The sequence below is a fragment of the Mycobacterium sp. TY815 genome (assembly GCF_030755135.1).
In the GTDB taxonomy this organism is placed as follows: Bacteria; Actinomycetota; Actinomycetes; order Mycobacteriales; family Mycobacteriaceae; genus Mycobacterium.
On sequence record NZ_JAUFRX010000001.1, the window covers coordinates 990,787 to 1,008,381 of the forward strand.

The following is a 17,595-nucleotide window of genomic DNA, read 5'->3' on the forward strand; positions in this document are numbered from 1 at the left end:
TCTGCCCTTGTCCTGAACACCTCCGACAGGCTAGCTTGGTGCAAATGAAAACCATGTTCAAAACATGCGGTTCTCATAGAATGCCTGGTGGAATGCGGTCATGACGGGGTTCGGCGGGTGGATGGCCGCGCCTCCCGAGGTGCATTCGGCGCTGCTGAGCAGCGGCCCCGGGCCGGGCGCACTGCTGGCCGCGGCGTCCGCGTGGTCGGCGCTGAGCACTGAATACGCCAGCGCGGCAGACGAACTCGTCGCGGTGCTGGCCGGCGTGCAGGGGGCAGCCTGGGCGGGCCCGAGCGCAGAGCAGTACACGACTGCCCACGTGCCGTACCTGGCCTGGCTGATGCGGGCCAGCCAGATCAGCGCGGACAACGCGGCGCGCGAAGAGGGTATCGCCGCGGCCTACCTGTCGGCGCTGGCCGCCATGCCCACGCTGGCCGAACTGGCCGCCAATCACGCCGTGCACGGTGCACTGGTGGCGACGAACTTCTTCGGCATCAACACGATTCCGATTGCGCTCAACGAGGCCGACTACGCCCGCATGTGGACTCAGGCAGCGACCACGATGAGCGGCTATGAGGCCGCGTCCGACGCGGCGCTGGCCGCGACACCTGCCGCTGAGCCGGCGCCGCAGATCACCAGATCCGACGCTGAAGCGAATCCCGCTTCGAGTACCAGCCCGTGGCAGGACTTCCTGCAGCAGATCGAGCAGTTTCTGCAGAATCCGCTGCAGGCCTATCAGGACTTCATGAGCAATCCGCAGCTCAATCCGTTCACGCAATTCGAGAACCTGGTGAACAACCCGCAGCTCGATGCGATCCTGCAGCAGTTCGGCATTGGAAACGACACCATTGCCCACGACCCGTTGGTCGACAATGCGCTGGACGACTTCGTCGCCAACATCTTGCGAAACTTCGGCTACGACTGGAGTCCCGCCGACGGCACCCTCAACGGACTCGAGTACGACTACTACACCGATCCGACCGTCGCGGCGTTCTGGGTGGCTCGGACGCTGGAGCTGGGCGAGGACTTCCAGCAGTTCTTCGTCTACCTGCAGACCAACCCGGTGCTGGCCGTCCAGTATCTGGTCAGTCTCGAGTTGTTCGACTTCCCCACCCACCTCGCCGAGGTCTTCACCCTGACGAGTCAACCCCTCGCGCTGGCCGCGGCGTTCCCACTGGCTGCCGCCCCGCTGGCCTCGGTAGGCGGCCTCGCCGGACTGGCGGGCTTGGCCGCCCTGCCGCAACCCGTGATGGCTCCGGCGGTGGTCCCGATCGGGCCGCCGCCTCCCCTGCCGGTGGTTGGGCTGTCGTCGGTCACCGCGCCGGCCGCGGCTCCCGCTTCGGTACCCGCGCCGACACCCAATTCCACTGCGGGCCCGCCACCGCCGTCCCCTTCGCCTCCCGCGCCGGCCGGCGCAGGCGGGGCCGGCTTCACACCTCCCTACGCCGCCGCCCCGCCCGGGATCGGATTCGGTTCCGGGCTCGGCGCAAAGGCCAGTTCGGGTGCGAAACGGCAGGCCTCAGAGCCTGACAGCGCTGCCCAAGCGGCCGCCGCGGCGGCCCGCGAGCAGGCGCGGGCGCGGCGCCGGCGCGCCGCCAAAGGTCGAGGGTTCGGTGATGAGTTCCTGGATATGGATGTCGACGTCGACCCCCAGTGGGACGCGCCGCCGTCGACGCAGGCCTCCGAGCGGGGGGCGCAGACCATGGGGTTCGCGGGTACCTTGTCCGACGGCCGCGTCGACAGTGCCGCCGGATTGGCCACGCTGGCGGCGGACGAGTTCGGTGACGGGCCTACGATGCCGCTGTTGCCGGGCAGCTGGCGCCCCCTCAGCGACTCGCAATAGCCTCCGTTGCCGAATCATCGTTCCAATCTCGTTGTGCGATAACCCGATACGCGACCCGGCCGAGTGCGGCCTCGACTTGTGCGCGGTCAGGGCGGACGGCGAAACCGGGCGATCGGGACAGCTTGTCGATGATCCAGGCCAACAGCAGTGAATACACATACTGCACCTGCTCGACGCCCGCGGGTGTGAGCCACAACCGGTCGCCGTCACGCATCACATAGCCGGTGGTGACCAGCCGGTTGAACGTGGGTTCGAGCACCTCGAACGGGATCTGCAGGTTCTCGCCGATATCGGTGAGGCGCGCGGAGCCGAAGAACTGCGTGTAGCGGTTGACTCGCAGCAGCGCCCAGAGCGCCGCGACGTCGAGCCGGCAATCCGGCCGCATCGCGATGCTGCGCAGCCGCACCCCGGGTTCCCCGCGCAGCATGCGCGCAATCGCGTTCTCCAACAGGCGTTCCGGGGTATCGGTGGTCGGCATGCCGAAGCCGTCACCGAGGTCGACGGCGCTGTTGTGGATATCGCGCAGCGGCACTTCGCGCAGGAACAGAGCCAGGACGAACCCGGCCGCCGCGACCGGGGCGGCCCACAGGAAAACCTGGGACAACGACTCGGAGTAGGCGTGCACGATCGGCGCGGCCACGGCCGCCGGTTGCCGGTGCAGCGCGGCCGGCGAACTCACCGCGTCCCGCGATGCCCCGGTCTCCGCCAGCGCCGCGGTCAGTCGCGAGCTGAGGAAGTTGACGAACAGCGAACCGAAGATGGCCGCCCCGAACGAACTGCCGATGGTGCGGAAGAAGCTCACCCCCGAGGTGGCCACACCCAGGTCTTCGAAGTTGGACGTGTTCTGCACGATGAGCACCAGGACCTGCATCGACAGACCGATACCGGCTCCCAGAATGAGCAGGTACACCGACTGCAGCAGCGCCGAGGTCGACCCGTCCATGGTGGACATCAACAGAAAAGCGAGCGTCATCAGCGCGGTGCCGACGACGGGGAAAATCTTGTAACGCCCGGTGCGGCCGACCACGCTGCCGCTACCGGTCGAGGTGATCAGCATGCCGACCACCATCGGCAATGTCCGCAGACCGGAGGTGGTGGCCGACACACCGTTGACGTACTGCATGAAAGTCGGCAGGAACGTCATCGCGCCCAGCATCGCGAATCCGACGACGAACGAGAGCACACAGCAGACGGTGAACACCGGACTGCCGAACAACCGGATCGGCAGAATCGGTGCGGCCGCGCGGTTTTCCACCCAGACGAACACGCCCAGGGCAACCGCGGCACCGACGAAAAGCCCGATGATCGTCGGCGAACCCCAGGGATGCACGGTGCCACCCCAACTGGTGGCCAGGGTCAGGCCGGCCGCACCCAGGCCGATGAAGACGATCCCGGCGTAATCCACGACGGGTTTGGTCTCCGCCTTCAGGGCCGGAATCGCCGCGGCCGCCACGCAAATCACCACCAGCGAGACCGGCAGATTGATCCAGAAAGCCCAGCGCCAGGTCAGATAGTCGGTGAAATAGCCGCCCAGCAACGGGCCTACGACCGTGGTGACGCCGAAGACCGCACCCAGGATTCCCTGGTAGCGACCTCGTTCGCGCAGTGGCACCACCTCGCCGATCAATGCGCTCGCGGTGACGGTGATGGCTCCGCCGCCGATGCCCTGCAGCGCTCGCGCGCCGACCAGCATGGTCATGGAGTGCGCCAGCCCGCACAGCACCGATCCCAGCACGAAAAACAACACCGCAACCTCGAAAACCCTTTTGCGGCCGAAGATGTCGCCGAGTTTGCCGACCAGGGCTGTGACAATCGTCGAGGCCAGCAGGTAACTGGTGACCACCCAGGACTGGCGACCGGCGTCGCCCAGGTCAGCGACGATGGTCGGCAGTGCGGTGGCGACGATGGTCTGGTCGAGCGCCGCGAGCAGCATGCCGAGCGCGATCGCAGCGAAGATGAAGTTACGTCGCTGAGGAGTGATCAGCGCGCTGCCGGTTCCCGTGTCGGCTGGTGCGGCAACTGTCGTGGTGCTCATTCCCGTCTTTCGGTCGGCGCGCAGGCTGAAGCGCACCCTCCCCACGCGACGGCGGACAGGGCGGCCAGCAGTGTGGATGCCCCAGATCGGCTCCGTTTAACCCGCCCGCGCACGCGGCTCAGCCAGGTCATCCAGGTCGTGGTACCAGTCACGTTGCACCAGCACTCCGTCGGTGATGCGTTGCAGCGCAGCCTCGAATTCGTCGTGACCCGGCTGGTCGGCGAAGTCGGCCGATACCGCCAGATGGTCGGTCAGCCACCGGCGGATCAGTGTTGACAGCGAGACGACCTGCTGCCGCCCGGCCGGGGTGAGCGACAGTGCGTCGCCGTCGCGCTGGGCGTACCCGCTCTCGAGCAGGCGGTCGAAGACCGGTTCCAGTACCTGAGGGGGCACGTGCAGATGACTGGCGATGTCACTGAGCTGCGCAGTTTCGAAGAACCGCTGGTATTGGTAAATCCTCAGTACGCCCCACAGACCGGCTACGTCGAGCTCACACCCGGGTTGGTTGGCGATATCGTCCAGTCGCACCGTGGGTGATTCGGCCAGCAAGTGCCCGACGGCGATCTCCAGGACGTCCTCGGGCGATTTGTTTCTCGGCACCGCGAAGCCGTCCCCCAGGCAGCCCGGGCTGTCGTGAATATCGGTCAGCGGAGCCTCCCGCAAAAACAGCGCGAAGATGAATCCGACCAGGGCGATAAACGCGGCGCAGAGAAATACCTGCGTCAAAGATCCGGCATACGCCCGCACAATTGGGGCGGCGACTTCTTTCGGAAGCCGATGCAGCGCGCCCGGAGAATGCGCCGCGGGCGCCGGCACGCCGCTGGAAAGCGCTGCCGCGTCCATTCGCCGACTCAGGAAGTTCGCGAACAGCGCCCCGAATATCGCGGCGCCGAAGGACCCGCCGACCACACGGAAGAAGGTGACACCCGAGGTGGCCACGCCCAGATCCTCGAATGGCGTCGTGTTCTGCACGATGAGAATCAGCACCTGCATGGAAAAACCGATACCGGCTCCCAGGACGACCAGGTAGAACGCCTGCACCGGCCACGGCGTCGCCTCGTCCATCCGCGCCATCAGCAGGAACCCGACGGCCATCAGTGCGGTACCGGCCAGTGGGAAGATCTTGTAGCGGCCGGTCCGCCCGACCAGGATGCCGGCGGCCAAGGACGTGGTCAGCAGGCCGAGCACCATGGGCAACGTGCGCAGACCCGAACTGGTCGCGGAGACGCCGTCGACGTAGCGCAGGTACATCGGCACGAAGGTCAGCGCGCCCAGCATCGCGAATCCGACCAGCAGCGACAGGACCGAGCACACCGCGAAAACGGGGCTGCGGAACAGCCGCGGCGGTAGGATTCCGGCCGCAGCGCGGGTCTCCACCCAGACGAAGACACCCAGCGTCACCACGGCCCCGATGAACAGCCCGATGATCGGTGCCGAGTTCCAGGCGTAGTTGGTTCCGCCCCAGCTCGTGGCCATGATCAGTGCGGTCATGGCCGCGGCGATGAGCAGTATCCCGAGGTAGTCGATGGCGGGCTTGGGGCGGTGGGGCAACGCGGGGATGGCGGCCGCGGCGAGCACGAGTATCGCTATCGTGATCGGCGCATTGACCCAGAACGCCCATCGCCAGTTCAGGTAGTCGGTGAAGATGCCCCCGAACAACGGGCCGGCGACCGTGGTGACCCCGAACACCGCGCCCAGGATCCCCTGGTAACGGCCCCGGTCGCGAAGCGGGAACACCTCGCCGATGAGCGCGGCTGCGGTGACCGAAATCGCGCCAGCACCGATTCCCTGCAGGGCGCGCGAGATGGACAGCATCGCCATCGAGTCCGCGAGGCCACACAGCATCGAGCCGACCAGGAAGATCGCGACCGAACTCTGCAGCACGCGTTTGCGACCCAACAGGTCACCGAGTTTGCCGGCTACCGGAATGACGACGATCCCACCGAGCAGATAGGCGGCAACAACCCAGGACTGGTGAACGGAGTCACCGAGGTCTTCGACGATCGTGGGCAGCGCGGGCACCACCATGGTCTGGTCGATGGCCGCCAACAGAACCGCGAACATCAGCGCCGCGAAGATGAGATTGCGGCGCAGCGGACTGATCGCAGCGCACGGAGAGACCGTGCCAGGGGTTGTCGGTGCGGTCGGGCTCGTCATCGTTGACTCCCGTCGATGCCGGAGCCCGCGCGCCGCGGCCCCGGTTTACTTGGGCGGCCGGGAGACGCACTGCGCCGAGTACAGCGCCTCTCCGAGTTTGTCCATCAATTCCAGCTGTGTCTGAAGATAGTCGAGATGCAGTTCTTCGTCGGCAACGATTTTTTCCAGTAGTTGCGCGCTGGTGCTGTCCTGCTTTTCCCGGCACATGATGATTCCCGGCTTGAGCCTATTCAGCACCTCTATTTCGATCGCCATATCCGCTTCGAATTGCTCACGCAGTGTCTGGCCGACCCGCAAAGAGCCGATCCGCTGGTAGTTGGGCAGGCCGTCGAGCAACAAAATGCGGTCGGTGATCTCCTCGGCGTGCCGCATTTCGTCGAACGACTCCGCGCGGGTGTGCTGCGCCAGTTCGGTGAACCCCCAGTTCTCCTGCATCTTCGCGTGCAGAAAGTACTGGTTGATGGCGGTCAGTTCGCTGGTCAACTGCTCGTTGAGAAGACGGAGAACGTCCGGATCGCCTTGCATGGTCACTCCTACGGTGTGAAGGCTGACAGTCGATCCGCAGGCGGACTGGGCTGTAGAGCGCCGTGCGGGTGGAGCGGCACCGTTGGTGCCGTTTTCAATCTAGTGCAGTAAAGGCGAGTGAGCCCACGCTTAACTGGGCCATCGGCGCGTCTCGCCGAGGCGTAATCGTGATCACCTGTTTTAAGTTAGGTTAGACTCCACTAACCAACTTAGGTTAGACTCCACTAATATGACCACACAGTACGCGCTCACCGCATGTGCGGGTGGTCTTCGCTGATGTACGTGTGCCTGTGCGTCGGAGCCACCAATCAAACGGTGTGTGACGCCGTGGCGCGGGGCGCATCCACCTCGAAAGAAGTGGCCGCATTGTGCGGTGCCGGTGGTGATTGCGGACGGTGCCGCCGCACGCTGCGGGCGATCATCTCCGCCGCTCGCGTGAACCAGGCCGAGCTGCAGCCCGCTTCCTCCGCCTAGCTTCGCCGTTTCCCGAAATCTGCCAGCGCCGCCGCGTTGGCCTGGGCGCCCATCAGTTCGGCGAAGTGCGCGTTCTCCCGCGCCGTGGCGGCCGCGATCCCCGGACGGATCGGTTCCACCATGGTGTGCTTGACCGCCATGAGGCTCGAAATCGGCCGCCCCGCAAGGATGTTGGCATGACGGCGGGCCTCCGGCAGCAGTTCGTCGGGCTCACAGACCCGCCACACCAGACCCATGCGCAGCGCCTCTTGGGCGTCGATCCACTCCGAGGACATCAACAGCCACGCGGCGTTCTGCCGGCCGACCAGTTGCGGAAGCAGGTAGGAGGACGCTGCTTCGGGCGCCACTCCCAGGCTGGTGAACGGGCATTTCAGCCGCGCGCTGGTCGACATGAAGGCCAGATCGGCGTAGCCGAGGATGGTGGTCCCGATACCCAGACCCAGACCGTTGACGGCGCAGATCAGCGGCTTCGGGAAGGCGCTGAGCGCCTCGACCAGGCCGCGGAAGCCGTACTTGCCGGGCTTGAAGTCCGGGTCGCTGATCATGGCCTGCATGTCGGCCAGGTCGGTGCCGGCGCTGAACGCGCGGCCCGCTCCGGTCAGCAGGACGACGGCGACCTCGGGATCCTCCGCCGCGTCCAGCAGCGCCTGGGCGGTGGCGTCGTAGAGCGCTTCGTTGAAGGCGTTGAGCGACTCCGGCCTGTTCAGAGTGAGAGTGCGGACCCGGTTGTCGTCATCGACCAGCAGCGTCACGCTTGGCAGCCTATCTGTTGGTGTAGACGCGGGTCGGCGCGATCAGCACCACCGCACGCCGCTCGCTGGCCATTACCCGGTCGTACTCGTCCCAGTCGTCGTGGCTGCCCCCCGCCGCGCTGAAGACGTCGCGCAGCAGCAGCCGCAACTGGTCCGGGTCGGACAGCCACGGCTGGGTGTCGTCGGGACCGGCCAATTCCGCCCGGCCTTCGACAGTGGCCCATTGCCAGCCCTTGCGGAACGTCACTGCCAGCTGCGGCCGGGCGCGCAGGTTGGCGAGTTTGACCTTGCCGTAGGTGGTGAAGCCGAGCACGGGTTCTCCCCCGGCCGGGTGCGGCAACAGGCCGACGTTGACCAGCGATGCCTGCACAGTGCCGTCGGCGCGCACCGTGGAGATCACGGCCAGGCCGTTTTCGGACGCTGCCAGCGCCACCGCATCCTCGAGTGTCGTCATTTGCTTGCTCACCTCTCCCGAAACGGTGTCCGGACGACGTAGCGGCTGGTGGGCACCGTGTCGATGTTCTGGTTTGCGCCGAAGGCCGACGTGCTGGCCACCATGCGGCCCACCCGGTCCTGCAGGTCGGCGTCGTCGGCGGCACCGAAGAAAGCCTTGATATCGGTAACAGCCTCCAGCGGGAACAACTCTTCGACGATGGCCGAGATTCCCGGAGCGTCCGGAGTGAGAGCACGGACCACCCAGTTCTGGGTGTAGCCGAACGTCGACTGGGTATCGATGGCCACCTGGGTGTGGTTGAGCTGCCAGCGATCGAGCCAGGTGGCCTGATCGAGGTCTTCCGGCCGGCGCAGCAGCGCGATGTTCGCCAAACCCGCTGTGCGGGTACCTGGTTCGTCCTGTGGGCCGGGCATCGGGACGGATTCGGTCACCAGGTAGGCCGCGAGCAGTTCGCATTCGGCGCGCAGCACGCGCAGCGCCGCCGCCAGCTGCTCGCCGTAGCACTGCTGGGTCCACACACTCACGACCGCCGCGGCCGGTGGGTCCAGCGTCGTCAACGTCATCAGTGAGTCGCGCACCGCGCTGTCGCGGACGTTGACCGTCAGCCCCGGCAGGCCCAATTCCGACAGCTCGGTGGCCACGGGGCCGCGTAGCCGGGCACACCAGTCGTCGTCGAATTCGGCCCGCCGCAACACTACGATCACTTTCTCCATCGGCCGAACCTAACGCGTGTCGGCGATCAGTTCGGAGAGGATCCCGGCCAGTCGCCGATAGGAGTCGTCGCGCGCCGGTGAGGAACGGAACACCAAACCTATTTCGCGATGCGGGCGCGGTGCGGCGAACCGGGCGAGACCCACACGACTGCGGGCGGTTTCGACGGCGACCGCCGTCTCGGGAATCAACGTCACGCCCAGTCCCCCGGCCACGCACTGCACCGCGGTCGCCAGGGAGGCCGCCCGGGTGTCGGCCGGCTCGGCGCGCACCCCGGCCTCCCGGCACGCGTCGAGCGCCTGATCGCGCAGACAATGCCCCTCATCGAGCAGCAACAGAGGCAGCTCCGCCAGCACCCCAGGCGAGACCCGCCGCTTTCCCGCCAGCGGATGGCCGGGAGGCAGAGCGAGCACGAAATCCTCCTCGTACATCGCAACGGCGGTGAGGCCCGGGGAATCGGCGGGCAGCGCGATCAGGGCCGCGTCCAGGGTGCCCTCGCGCAGCAGACCCAGCAGTCGCTCGGTCTTGTCCTCGACGACCCGCAACGTCAGGCCGGGCAGGCGGCGAGGCATCCCGGCCAGAATGGCCGGTAGTACATAGGGCGCCACGGTGGGGATCAATCCCAGCCGGACCGTGCCGGCCAGCGGGTCGCCCGTGCCGGCCGCAGCCCGGGTGAATGCCTCGGCCGCCTCGACCACCGCCCGAGCCAGCGGCAACAACTGCTCGCCCTCGGGCGTCATGCGAACCCGGCGGGTGGAACGCTCGACGAGGCTGGTGCCCAAACCCGTCTCCAGCGTGGCCAGCGCCTGCGATAGAGTCGACTGACTGACACCGAGAAGCGTTGCGGCGCTTCCGAAATGCTGCGTCCGCGCGACGGCGGCGAAAGCCCGCAAGCCGGCCAGGGTAGGCTGAAAACTCTTATCGGACATGCCTATCAGTCTAGTGCGACAAATCACCTTTACTTCACAACCGGTGCGAGGCAACATGGTGGCAGTCTGAACTAATCTTGAATGAGTCCAAATAAGGAGTGCGATGTCACTGTTGACGATTGGCCAGCAATTTCCGGCGTACCAGCTGACCGCGTTGATCGGCGGCGACCTGTCCAAGGTCGACGCGAAGCAACCGGGCGACTACTTCACCACCATTTCCAGCGACGACCATCCCGGAAAGTGGCGGGTGGTGTTCTTCTGGCCGAAGGACTTCACCTTCGTGTGCCCCACCGAGATCGCTGCCTTCGGAAAGCTGAACGACGAGTTCGCAGACCGCGACGCGCAGATCCTCGGTGTCTCCATCGACAGCGAGTTCGTCCACTTCCAGTGGCGGGCGCAGCACGAGGATCTCAAGAAGCTGCCCTTCCCCATGTTGTCGGACATCAAGCGTGAACTGTCTCAGGCCACCGGGGTGCTCAACGCCGAGGGCGTCGCCGACCGCGTCACCTTCATCGTCGACCCGAACAATGAAGTCCAATTCGTCTCTGCCACGGCCGGTTCCGTCGGGCGCAATGTCGACGAGGTGTTGCGGGTGCTCGACGCGCTGCAATCCGACGAGCTGTGCGCGTGCAACTGGCGCAAGGGTGACCCGACGATCGACGCGGGCGAGCTGCTGAAGGCTTCGGCGTAAGGAGGCCTGATGAGCGTCGAGAACCTCAAAGCCGCCCTGCCCGAGTACGCCAAGGACCTCAAACTGAACCTCGGCTCGATCACCCGCACCACGGCGTTGACCGAGGAGCAGTTGTGGGGCACCCTGCTGGCGTGCGCCGCGGCGACCCGCAACGCTCAGGTACTGGGCGAGATCGGCGCCGAAGCGGCTGACACCCTTTCGGAGCAGGCCTACAACGCCGCGCTCGGAGCCGCGTCGATCATGGGTATGAACAACGTGTTCTACCGCGGTCGTGGCTTCCTGGACGGCGCCTACGACGACCTGCGTGCCGGATTGCGGATGAACATCATCGGCAATCCCGGAGTGGACAAAGCGAACTTCGAGCTCTGGAGCTTCGCCGTGTCCTCGATCAACGGCTGTGGTCACTGCGTGGTCGCCCACGAGCACACGCTGCGTGAATCGGGTGTGGGCCGGGAGGCCATCCTGGAGGCGCTCAAGGTGGCGGCTATCGTTTCTGGTGTGGCACAGGCAATCAGCGCCGCCCAGACGCTGGCGGCGGTCGGCTGAGTACGACCGGACCCTCCTGGATCGAACACGCGATCTGGTGGCAGGTGTATCCCCTGGGCTTCGTCGGGGCATTTCCTTCGGAAGCCCCGCCGGACCCGGGGGAACACCGGTTGCGCCGGCTCGTCGACTGGTTCGACCACGCCATAGCCCTAGGTGCCTCCGGCGTCGCGTTGGGGCCGATCTTTCACTCCCGCACTCACGGGTACGACACCACGGATCACTTCCGGATCGACCCGCGCCTGGGTGACGACGCCGACTTCGACCATCTCATCGAGCAGGCGCGGCAACGGGGCCTGCGGGTGCTGCTCGACGGCGTCTTCAATCACGTGGGCGTGGATTTCGCGCGCTACGGTGACCCGGAATCGGCACACTGGTTCAGCGGTGGCACCTTCGAAGGCCATGCGGAGTTGATCACCCTCAACCACAAAGACCCGGCGGTCGCCGAGTACGTCACCGACGTGATGTCGCACTGGTTGGACCGGGGCGCCGACGGCTGGCGCCTCGATGCGGCTTATACGGTGCCGCAACGATTCTGGGCGGAGGTGCTGCCCAGGGTCCGTGACCGCCACCCTGATGTGTGGTTCGTGGGGGAATTGATCCACGGCGATTACGCCGCGGTCGTCGAAACGGCGCGGTTCGACTCGGCCACCCAGTACGAGCTGTGGAAGGCCATCTGGAGCAGCCTCAACGACGGCAATTTCTTCGAGCTGGACCACGCGCTGCAACGCCATAACGCATTTTTGGAAACCTTTGTGCCACAGACGTTCATCGGTAACCATGACGTCACCCGGATCGCCAGCCGCCTCGAGAACCCGGCCCATCCGGCCCACGCACTGGTGATCCTGCTGACCATCGGCGGTGTGCCCAGCATCTACGCCGGTGACGAGTTCGGCATCCGCGGAGTCAAAGAAGAACGCTACGGCGGCGACGACGCGGTACGCCCCGAATTCCCCTCTCCCCCGCTGCCATTGGATGAATCCGGAGCCGACGTCTGGGCGCTGTACCAGTACCTCGTCGGTCTGCGTCGCCGCCATCCCTGGCTGCACACGGCGACGACCAGCGCGGTGCGGCTGGAGAACAAGTGCTATGTCTACGAGTCCCGCAATGGTCAGGACGCGATCCTGGTCGCGCTCAATATCGACGACGAGCCGCTGACGGTGTCGCTACCGAAGCTCGGCACGCCGCGCGCCCGCCTGGTCGCCGGCTCGACGGCGCCCCCTGAGGAGGTCGTCGACATGGTGGAAATCGAAGCGCACGGCTGGCGAATTCTGCGTCCCTGATTCAGGGACCCTAACCCAGTCGCGACAGCGTCAGCGGATCCTGCTCGCCGCCGTAGTACTTGTCGAGCAACGCGAGGAAGTCCCGGTTGTCCTCAGTGGCCCGGGCGAACAGCGTCACCGACGAACGTAGCTTGAGGTGGTCGGGCCAACCGAAGATCTGCTCGGCCGAGCGGCCGTCGATCTCGTTGACCAACCGGACGCACTCGAGAAGTCGCGGCCCCAGCACAGCGTGGTCGAGGTAGGCCCGGGCCTCGGCCAGCGAGTCGATGCCGTAGTGGTCAGCAGTCGGACTACTGCCCAGTCCCCGCAGTTGTGGAAACACGAACCACATCCAGTGGCTGCGTTTACGGCCGGCCCGCAGTTCGTCGAGCACGGCGTCATAGACCCGGGCCTGCGCGTCCACGAAGCGCTGTAAGTCAGACATCCCTCCACGGTCGCACACTGGTTAGATGAAATGATGGCGGTGAAGCGGCAGGTGCCCAGAGTTCGGGATCTCGCCCCACTGCTGCAGTTCAAGAGGCCGCAGTGGGACCGCACCGCGCGGCGGTTGGATGCCGCGTTGACCATTGAGGATCTGCGGCGAATTGCCAAGCGGCGCACCCCGAAAGCGGCGTTCGATTACACCGACGGTGCCGCCGAGGGCGAGTTGTCCATCGGGCGGGCGCGACAAGCGTTCCGCGACATCGAGTTTCACCCGACGATCTTGCGCGACGTGAGCACGGTGAACGCCGGCTGGGACGTTCTGGGCGCCCCGGTGGACCTGCCGTTCGGAATCGCCCCGACGGGCTTCACCCGGTTGATGCACACCGAGGGCGAGGTCGCCGGCGCGCGGGCGGCAGCGGCGGCCGGTATCCCGTTTTCGCTGTCCACGCTGGGCACGACCGCGATCGAAGACCTGGTGGCCGCTGCTCCACAGGGCCGCAAGTGGTTTCAGCTGTACATGTGGCGTGATCGTGAGCGGTCGATGGCGTTGGTGCAGCGGGCCGCCGACGCGGGATTCGACACCATGTTGGTGACGGTCGACGTTCCGGTGGCCGGGGCCAGGCTGCGCGATGTGCGCAACGGGATGTCGATACCGCCGGCGCTGACGTTGCGCACCGTGCTGGACGCGGTCCCCCACCCGCACTGGTGGTTCGATCTGCTGACCACCGAACCGCTGTCCTTCGCATCTCTGGATCGCTGGTCGGGCACCGTCGGCGAGTATCTCAACACCATGTTCGACCCGAGCGTCACCTTCGACGACCTGGTCTGGATCAAGTCGAGGTGGCCGGGCAAGCTTGTCGTCAAAGGGATCCAGACGCTTGACGATGCCCGGGCTGTCGTCGATCGTGGCGTGGACGGGATTGTCCTGTCCAATCACGGTGGGCGCCAACTCGATCGGGCCCCGGTGCCGTTCCACCTGCTGCCGGTGGTGGTCCGCGAGCTGGGCAAGGACACTGAAATCCTGATGGACACCGGCATCATGTCCGGCGCGGACATCGTCGCGGCGATCGCCCTGGGGGCGCGTTGCACGCTGGTCGGGCGCGCTTACCTGTACGGGCTGATGGCCGGTGGTGAGGCCGGTGTCCGGCGGGCGATCGCGATTCTGCAGAGCGGTGTCACGCGGACCATGGCGTTACTGGGTGTGACGTGTCTACAGGAACTTTCGCCCGGGCACGTCACTCAGCTGAGACGGCTTCAGGCGCGATGACGCGGTTGCGCACCAGGTCGTTGAACGCCTGACCGGGCCCGACGTATTCGAAGAGGCGCGGCGGATAGTGGGTGACGTACATGGTGCGCCGCCCGCCGGGTCCGGTCGGCTCCGGTGAGGCGTGCATCAGGTCCTGGACGTGCACGGTGACATCGCCCGGCTCGGTGTCGATGGACACGACCGGTACCCGATCGAGTCGCTGCTCCCACCGGTAGTGGATGGCCTGGCCATGGCTGCCCGGTACGACCCGCAAGTTGCCGGTCGAGGAGTCCGATCCGGTGAGCTGGATGCCGACGCTGACCGCCGGGCACATGATGGCGTGGCCACCCATGCCGCAGTCCTGGTGCCAGGGAATGTTGGCCAACCCCTTCGTCTTTCCCGGCACCTTGAGCAGTACCGCGCTGCCCTCCATCCGGTCCGGTGCCACCCGCAGCGCGGGATCGAGCAGGGTGCCGAGCCTGCGCACCCGCGGATCGCTTTCCAAAGCAGCGAGTACCGGCGAGCGCAACGTGGCGTACACCAACCGGCACAGCGCATCCGCACCGTCTTCGGTGGTGACCCACCAGGACTCGTCGTCGCCCGGACGGGCCTGTGCCGCAAGCCGGTCGATTTCGCGGTTGGCCGTGCGCATCTCGTCGGCGCTGAAAACGGAGCGGAGGTGCAGATAGCCCATGGTGCTCAGCTGGACGGCCAGTTCTGCGTCGTCGGTCTCCGGCGTGAAGGTGGCGGCCGGGTCGCGGCCGCGCAGGTCGGCGCGGGCCGGGTGGTACGGCGGCACGCCGGCATGCAGGTAGCGCAGGATCGGGTCCCAGTCGGCCAGCTGATCGAATCCCCCCCGCTCGAAGACGAGTTCGTTGCTCAGCAGCAGGTTGATGGCAGTGCGTGTCTGGCCCACCAGGTCGTCCCAGGCCGACCGGGACAGGCGCACCACGACAGCTGAGTCGGCGTGTTCGTCGTCCACGCGGATCGTTGCACCGTCGACGGCGTAGGTCACTGTGTCCTCGTCAACGAGGAAGGTGACCGAGGCCGTCGGACCGAGCTCCGCAGCCGCGGACCGCAGGATCTCCGGATCCAGCGCAGGTGGTGTGAGCGGCATTACCCGATTATGGCGCGGCCTACCGCCTCATTCGGAACAAATCGGCCCCCAGCTGGGTTTAGCGAAGCAGACTCAACTTTTGGAGGATTGATGGCTGAAGCCAAATCAGTTCCAGTGCTGTTCGTCACCGACACCATCGTGTTACCCGGGATGGTGGTGCCGATTGCACTGGATGACGCCGCACGAGCGGCTATCGACGCTGCGCGGGCAAGCGATTCAGGACAGTTGCTGATCGCGCCCCGGCTGGATGACCGGTATCCCTCGCATGGTGTGATCGCGAAGATCCTGCAGGTGGGACGGATGCCCGGGGGTGGCAGCGCCGCGGTGGTGCGGGGTGAGACCCGTGCACAGATCGGCGCAGGTGCCTCCGGCCCCGGTGCCGCGCTGTGGGTGGAGGTGACCGAGGTCCCCGAGGCCGAGGCGACCGACGAGGTCAAGGCGCTGGCAGCGGAATACAAGAAGGTGCTGCTGGCCATTCTGCAGCGGCGCGAGGCCTGGCAGATCGTCGACTACGTCAACAGCCTGACCGACCCGTCCGCGCTGGCGGACACGTCCGGATATGCCTCCTACCTCAGCGATGTGCAGAAGCGGCAGTTGCTGGAAACGGTGGATGTGGCCGAGCGGCTGCGCGTGCTGATCGAGTGGACCGGCGAGCACCTGGCCGAGACCGAGGTCAACGACAAGATCGCCGAGGACGTCCGCGAGGGGATGGAGAAGACGCAGAAGGAGTTCCTGCTGCGTCAGCAGCTGGCCGCGATCCGCAAGGAACTCGGCGAGGGTGAACCCGACGGATCTGATGACTACCGTGCCCGGGTCGAGGCGGCCGAGTTGCCCGAGAAGGTGCGCGAAGCCGCACTGCGCGAGGTCGGCAAGCTCGAACGGGCCAGCGACCAGAGCCCGGAAAGCGGCTGGATTCGCACCTGGCTGGACACCGTGCTCGACCTGCCGTGGAATGTCCGGACTGAGGACTCCACCGATCTGACCGGCGCGCGGGCCATCCTGGACGCCGATCACCACGGACTGGACGACGTCAAGGACCGCATCGTCGAATACCTGGCCGTGCGGACCCGCCGTGCGCAACGCGGTCTGCAGCTGGTGGGTGGCCGCGGCTCCGGCGCGGTGATGGTGCTGGCCGGTCCCCCCGGGGTCGGTAAGACGTCGCTGGGCGAGAGCGTGGCCCGTGCGCTGGGCCGCAAGTTCGTCCGCGTCGCCCTCGGCGGCGTGCGTGACGAGGCCGAGATCCGCGGCCACCGGCGCACCTACGTGGGCGCTCTGCCGGGCCGCATCGTGCGGGCCATCGGTGAAGCGGGTTCGATGAATCCTGTTGTGCTGCTGGATGAGATCGACAAGGTCGGCTCCGATTACCGGGGTGACCCGAGTGCGGCGCTGCTCGAGGTGCTCGACCCGGCGCAGAACCACACCTTCCGCGACCACTACCTGGACCTGGATCTGGACCTGTCCGACGTCGTGTTCCTGGCCACCGCCAACGTGATCGAGAACATTCCGTCGGCGCTGCTGGACCGCATGGAGCTGGTGCAGATCGACGGCTACACCGAGGACGACAAGGTCGCCATCGCCCGCGACTACCTGCTGCCCCGGCAGCGGGAACGGGCGGCACTGACCGAGGACGAGGTCATGGTCACCGACGCCGCGTTGCGCAAGATCGCGGCGGACTACACCCGGGAACCCGGGGTGCGGCAATTCGAAAGGCTATTGGCCAAGGCGTTGCGCAAGGTGACCACCAAGCTCGCGCAGGACAATTCGTCGATCACGGTCGACGAACCCGACCTGGTCGGCTACCTGGGCCGTCCGCGCTTCACGCCGGAATCGGCCGAACGCACGGCGGTGCCGGGCGTGGCCACCGGCCTGGCCGTCACCGGTCTGGGTGGGGACGTGCTCTACATCGAAGCCGGAGCCACCGACGGGGAGCCGGGATTGCAGCTAACCGGTCAGTTGGGCGACGTCATGAAGGAGTCGGCGCAAATCGCGCTGTCCTACGTGCGCTCGCACGCCGACGAGCTGGGCGTGGACCCGAAGCTGCTGGACCGTCGCATCCACGTGCACGTGCCGGCCGGCGCGGTGCCCAAAGACGGGCCGTCCGCCGGGGTGACCATGGTGACCGCGCTGGTCTCGATGGCCACCGGACGCCAGGTCCGCTCGGATGTCGGCATGACCGGTGAGGTCACGTTGAACGGCCGCGTGCTGCCGATCGGCGGTGTCAAGCAGAAGCTGCTCGCTGCTCAGCGGGCGGGACTGTCCACGGTCTTCATCCCGGCGCGAAACGAGCCCGATCTGGACGATGTGCCCGCCGAGGTCCTCGGAATGCTCGACGTGAGGCCGATGACAGATGTCGCGGACATCGTCGCGCAAGCCCTGGAACCAGCGGCGCAGACGGCAACCGTCGCCGCGTGA

Annotated in this window: 16 protein-coding genes; 7 read left to right on the plus strand and 9 right to left on the minus strand. The window is 66.5% G+C overall.

Features of this window, described 5'->3' with window-relative positions; all coding sequences use genetic code 11:
- Positions 1 to 100 precede the first annotated feature (100 nt).
- Positions 101 to 1,843, plus strand: a complete 1,743-nt coding sequence (locus tag QXK92_RS04235; RefSeq protein ID WP_306240420.1) for a PPE family protein — start codon at positions 101 to 103, stop codon at positions 1,841 to 1,843.
- On the opposite strand, the gene QXK92_RS04240 is transcribed toward QXK92_RS04235, so the two are convergent.
- From QXK92_RS04240 to bfr, 3 genes are all read right to left on the minus strand, one after another.
- Entirely contained in the window at positions 1,827 to 3,878 is a 2,052-nt protein-coding gene (locus QXK92_RS04240; RefSeq protein ID WP_306240421.1) for an MDR family MFS transporter, read from the minus strand. The genes QXK92_RS04235 and QXK92_RS04240 overlap by 17 nt on opposite strands.
- A gap of 96 nt (positions 3,879 to 3,974) precedes the next feature.
- A complete protein-coding gene (locus tag QXK92_RS04245; protein WP_306240422.1) occupies positions 3,975 to 6,035 on the minus strand; it encodes an MDR family MFS transporter in 2,061 nt (686 codons plus the stop codon).
- 45 nt (positions 6,036 to 6,080) lie between these two features.
- Positions 6,081 to 6,560 carry a bacterioferritin gene (gene bfr / locus QXK92_RS04250; RefSeq protein WP_306244184.1) on the minus strand — a complete coding sequence of 160 codons (480 nt, stop codon included), beginning with the start codon at positions 6,558 to 6,560 and terminating at the stop codon, positions 6,081 to 6,083.
- Positions 6,561 to 6,836: 276 nt separating this feature from the next.
- Here bfr and QXK92_RS04255 point away from each other — a divergent pair, with 276 nt between their 5' ends.
- Entirely contained in the window at positions 6,837 to 7,034 is a 198-nt protein-coding gene (locus tag QXK92_RS04255) for a bacterioferritin-associated ferredoxin (protein WP_306244187.1), read from the plus strand.
- Here the strand turns inward: QXK92_RS04255 and QXK92_RS04260 are convergent.
- Genes QXK92_RS04260 through QXK92_RS04275 form a run of 4 tightly spaced genes read right to left on the minus strand, consistent with a single transcriptional unit; the run spans position 7,031 to position 9,880 of the window.
- The gene (locus QXK92_RS04260) at positions 7,031 to 7,786 is read right to left on the minus strand and encodes an enoyl-CoA hydratase/isomerase family protein (RefSeq protein WP_306240423.1); all 756 of its coding nucleotides are present in this window, start codon (positions 7,784 to 7,786) and stop codon (positions 7,031 to 7,033) included. The two genes, QXK92_RS04255 and QXK92_RS04260, sit on opposite strands and share 4 nt — an antisense overlap.
- A 10-nt stretch (positions 7,787 to 7,796) precedes the next feature.
- Entirely contained in the window at positions 7,797 to 8,240 is a 444-nt protein-coding gene (locus tag QXK92_RS04265) for a TIGR03618 family F420-dependent PPOX class oxidoreductase (protein WP_306240425.1), read from the minus strand.
- Positions 8,241 to 8,248: 8 nt separating this feature from the next.
- Positions 8,249 to 8,953, minus strand: coding sequence for an EthD domain-containing protein (locus QXK92_RS04270; protein WP_306240426.1), 705 nt, complete (start codon positions 8,951 to 8,953; stop codon positions 8,249 to 8,251).
- Between the two features lie 9 nt (positions 8,954 to 8,962).
- Complete coding sequence (locus QXK92_RS04275) at positions 8,963 to 9,880, minus strand: hydrogen peroxide-inducible genes activator (RefSeq protein WP_306240427.1); 918 nt, start codon at positions 9,878 to 9,880, stop codon at positions 8,963 to 8,965.
- A 103-nt stretch (positions 9,881 to 9,983) separates the two neighbouring features.
- Here QXK92_RS04275 and QXK92_RS04280 point away from each other — a divergent pair, with 103 nt between their 5' ends.
- Genes QXK92_RS04280 through QXK92_RS04290 form a run of 3 tightly spaced genes read left to right on the plus strand, consistent with a single transcriptional unit; the run spans position 9,984 to position 12,397 of the window.
- On the plus strand, positions 9,984 to 10,571 hold the full coding sequence (locus QXK92_RS04280; protein WP_306240428.1) for a peroxiredoxin: 588 nt from the start codon (positions 9,984 to 9,986) through the stop codon (positions 10,569 to 10,571).
- Positions 10,572 to 10,580: 9 nt separating this feature from the next.
- A complete protein-coding gene (locus QXK92_RS04285; protein WP_306240429.1) occupies positions 10,581 to 11,117 on the plus strand; it encodes an alkyl hydroperoxide reductase in 537 nt (178 codons plus the stop codon).
- A complete protein-coding gene (locus QXK92_RS04290) occupies positions 11,114 to 12,397 on the plus strand; it encodes an alpha-amylase family glycosyl hydrolase (protein ID WP_306244188.1) in 1,284 nt (427 codons plus the stop codon). The genes QXK92_RS04285 and QXK92_RS04290 overlap by 4 nt, the downstream gene beginning before the upstream one ends.
- A gap of 10 nt (positions 12,398 to 12,407) precedes the next feature.
- On the opposite strand, the gene QXK92_RS04295 is transcribed toward QXK92_RS04290, so the two are convergent.
- Entirely contained in the window at positions 12,408 to 12,821 is a 414-nt protein-coding gene (locus QXK92_RS04295) for a DUF1810 domain-containing protein (protein ID WP_306240430.1), read from the minus strand.
- A 33-nt stretch (positions 12,822 to 12,854) separates the two neighbouring features.
- Between QXK92_RS04295 and QXK92_RS04300 the strand changes: the two genes are divergently transcribed.
- Positions 12,855 to 14,087, plus strand: coding sequence for an alpha-hydroxy acid oxidase (locus QXK92_RS04300; protein ID WP_306240431.1), 1,233 nt, complete (start codon positions 12,855 to 12,857; stop codon positions 14,085 to 14,087).
- Here QXK92_RS04300 and QXK92_RS04305 read toward each other — a convergent pair.
- Complete coding sequence (locus QXK92_RS04305; protein ID WP_306240432.1) at positions 14,056 to 15,183, minus strand: phytanoyl-CoA dioxygenase family protein; 1,128 nt, start codon at positions 15,181 to 15,183, stop codon at positions 14,056 to 14,058. The genes QXK92_RS04300 and QXK92_RS04305 overlap by 32 nt on opposite strands.
- 90 nt (positions 15,184 to 15,273) lie before the next feature.
- Between QXK92_RS04305 and lon the strand changes: the two genes are divergently transcribed.
- Positions 15,274 to 17,595: an endopeptidase La gene (lon, locus tag QXK92_RS04310; RefSeq protein WP_306240433.1), complete on the plus strand. Its 2,322-nt coding sequence runs from the start codon at positions 15,274 to 15,276 to the stop codon at positions 17,593 to 17,595.

Excerpts from the sequence above, each read along its gene's own strand:
- QXK92_RS04235 (WP_306240420.1), top strand. The coding sequence starts at position 101 with ATGACGGGGTTCGGCGGGTGGATGGCCGCGCCTCCCGAGGTGCATTCG.
- QXK92_RS04240 (WP_306240421.1), bottom strand. The coding sequence starts at position 3,878 with ATGAGCACCACGACAGTTGCCGCACCAGCCGACACGGGAACCGGCAGC.
- QXK92_RS04245 (WP_306240422.1), bottom strand. The coding sequence starts at position 6,035 with ATGACGAGCCCGACCGCACCGACAACCCCTGGCACGGTCTCTCCGTGC.
- bfr (WP_306244184.1), bottom strand. The coding sequence starts at position 6,560 with ATGCAAGGCGATCCGGACGTTCTCCGTCTTCTCAACGAGCAGTTGACC.
- QXK92_RS04255 (WP_306244187.1), top strand. The coding sequence starts at position 6,837 with ATGTACGTGTGCCTGTGCGTCGGAGCCACCAATCAAACGGTGTGTGAC.
- QXK92_RS04265 (WP_306240425.1), bottom strand. The coding sequence starts at position 8,240 with ATGACGACACTCGAGGATGCGGTGGCGCTGGCAGCGTCCGAAAACGGC.
- QXK92_RS04270 (WP_306240426.1), bottom strand. The coding sequence starts at position 8,953 with ATGGAGAAAGTGATCGTAGTGTTGCGGCGGGCCGAATTCGACGACGAC.
- QXK92_RS04275 (WP_306240427.1), bottom strand. The coding sequence starts at position 9,880 with ATGTCCGATAAGAGTTTTCAGCCTACCCTGGCCGGCTTGCGGGCTTTC.
- QXK92_RS04280 (WP_306240428.1), top strand. The coding sequence starts at position 9,984 with ATGTCACTGTTGACGATTGGCCAGCAATTTCCGGCGTACCAGCTGACC.
- QXK92_RS04285 (WP_306240429.1), top strand. The coding sequence starts at position 10,581 with ATGAGCGTCGAGAACCTCAAAGCCGCCCTGCCCGAGTACGCCAAGGAC.
- QXK92_RS04295 (WP_306240430.1), bottom strand. The coding sequence starts at position 12,821 with ATGTCTGACTTACAGCGCTTCGTGGACGCGCAGGCCCGGGTCTATGAC.
- QXK92_RS04300 (WP_306240431.1), top strand. The coding sequence starts at position 12,855 with ATGGCGGTGAAGCGGCAGGTGCCCAGAGTTCGGGATCTCGCCCCACTG.
- QXK92_RS04305 (WP_306240432.1), bottom strand. The coding sequence starts at position 15,183 with ATGCCGCTCACACCACCTGCGCTGGATCCGGAGATCCTGCGGTCCGCG.
- lon (WP_306240433.1), top strand. The coding sequence starts at position 15,274 with ATGGCTGAAGCCAAATCAGTTCCAGTGCTGTTCGTCACCGACACCATC.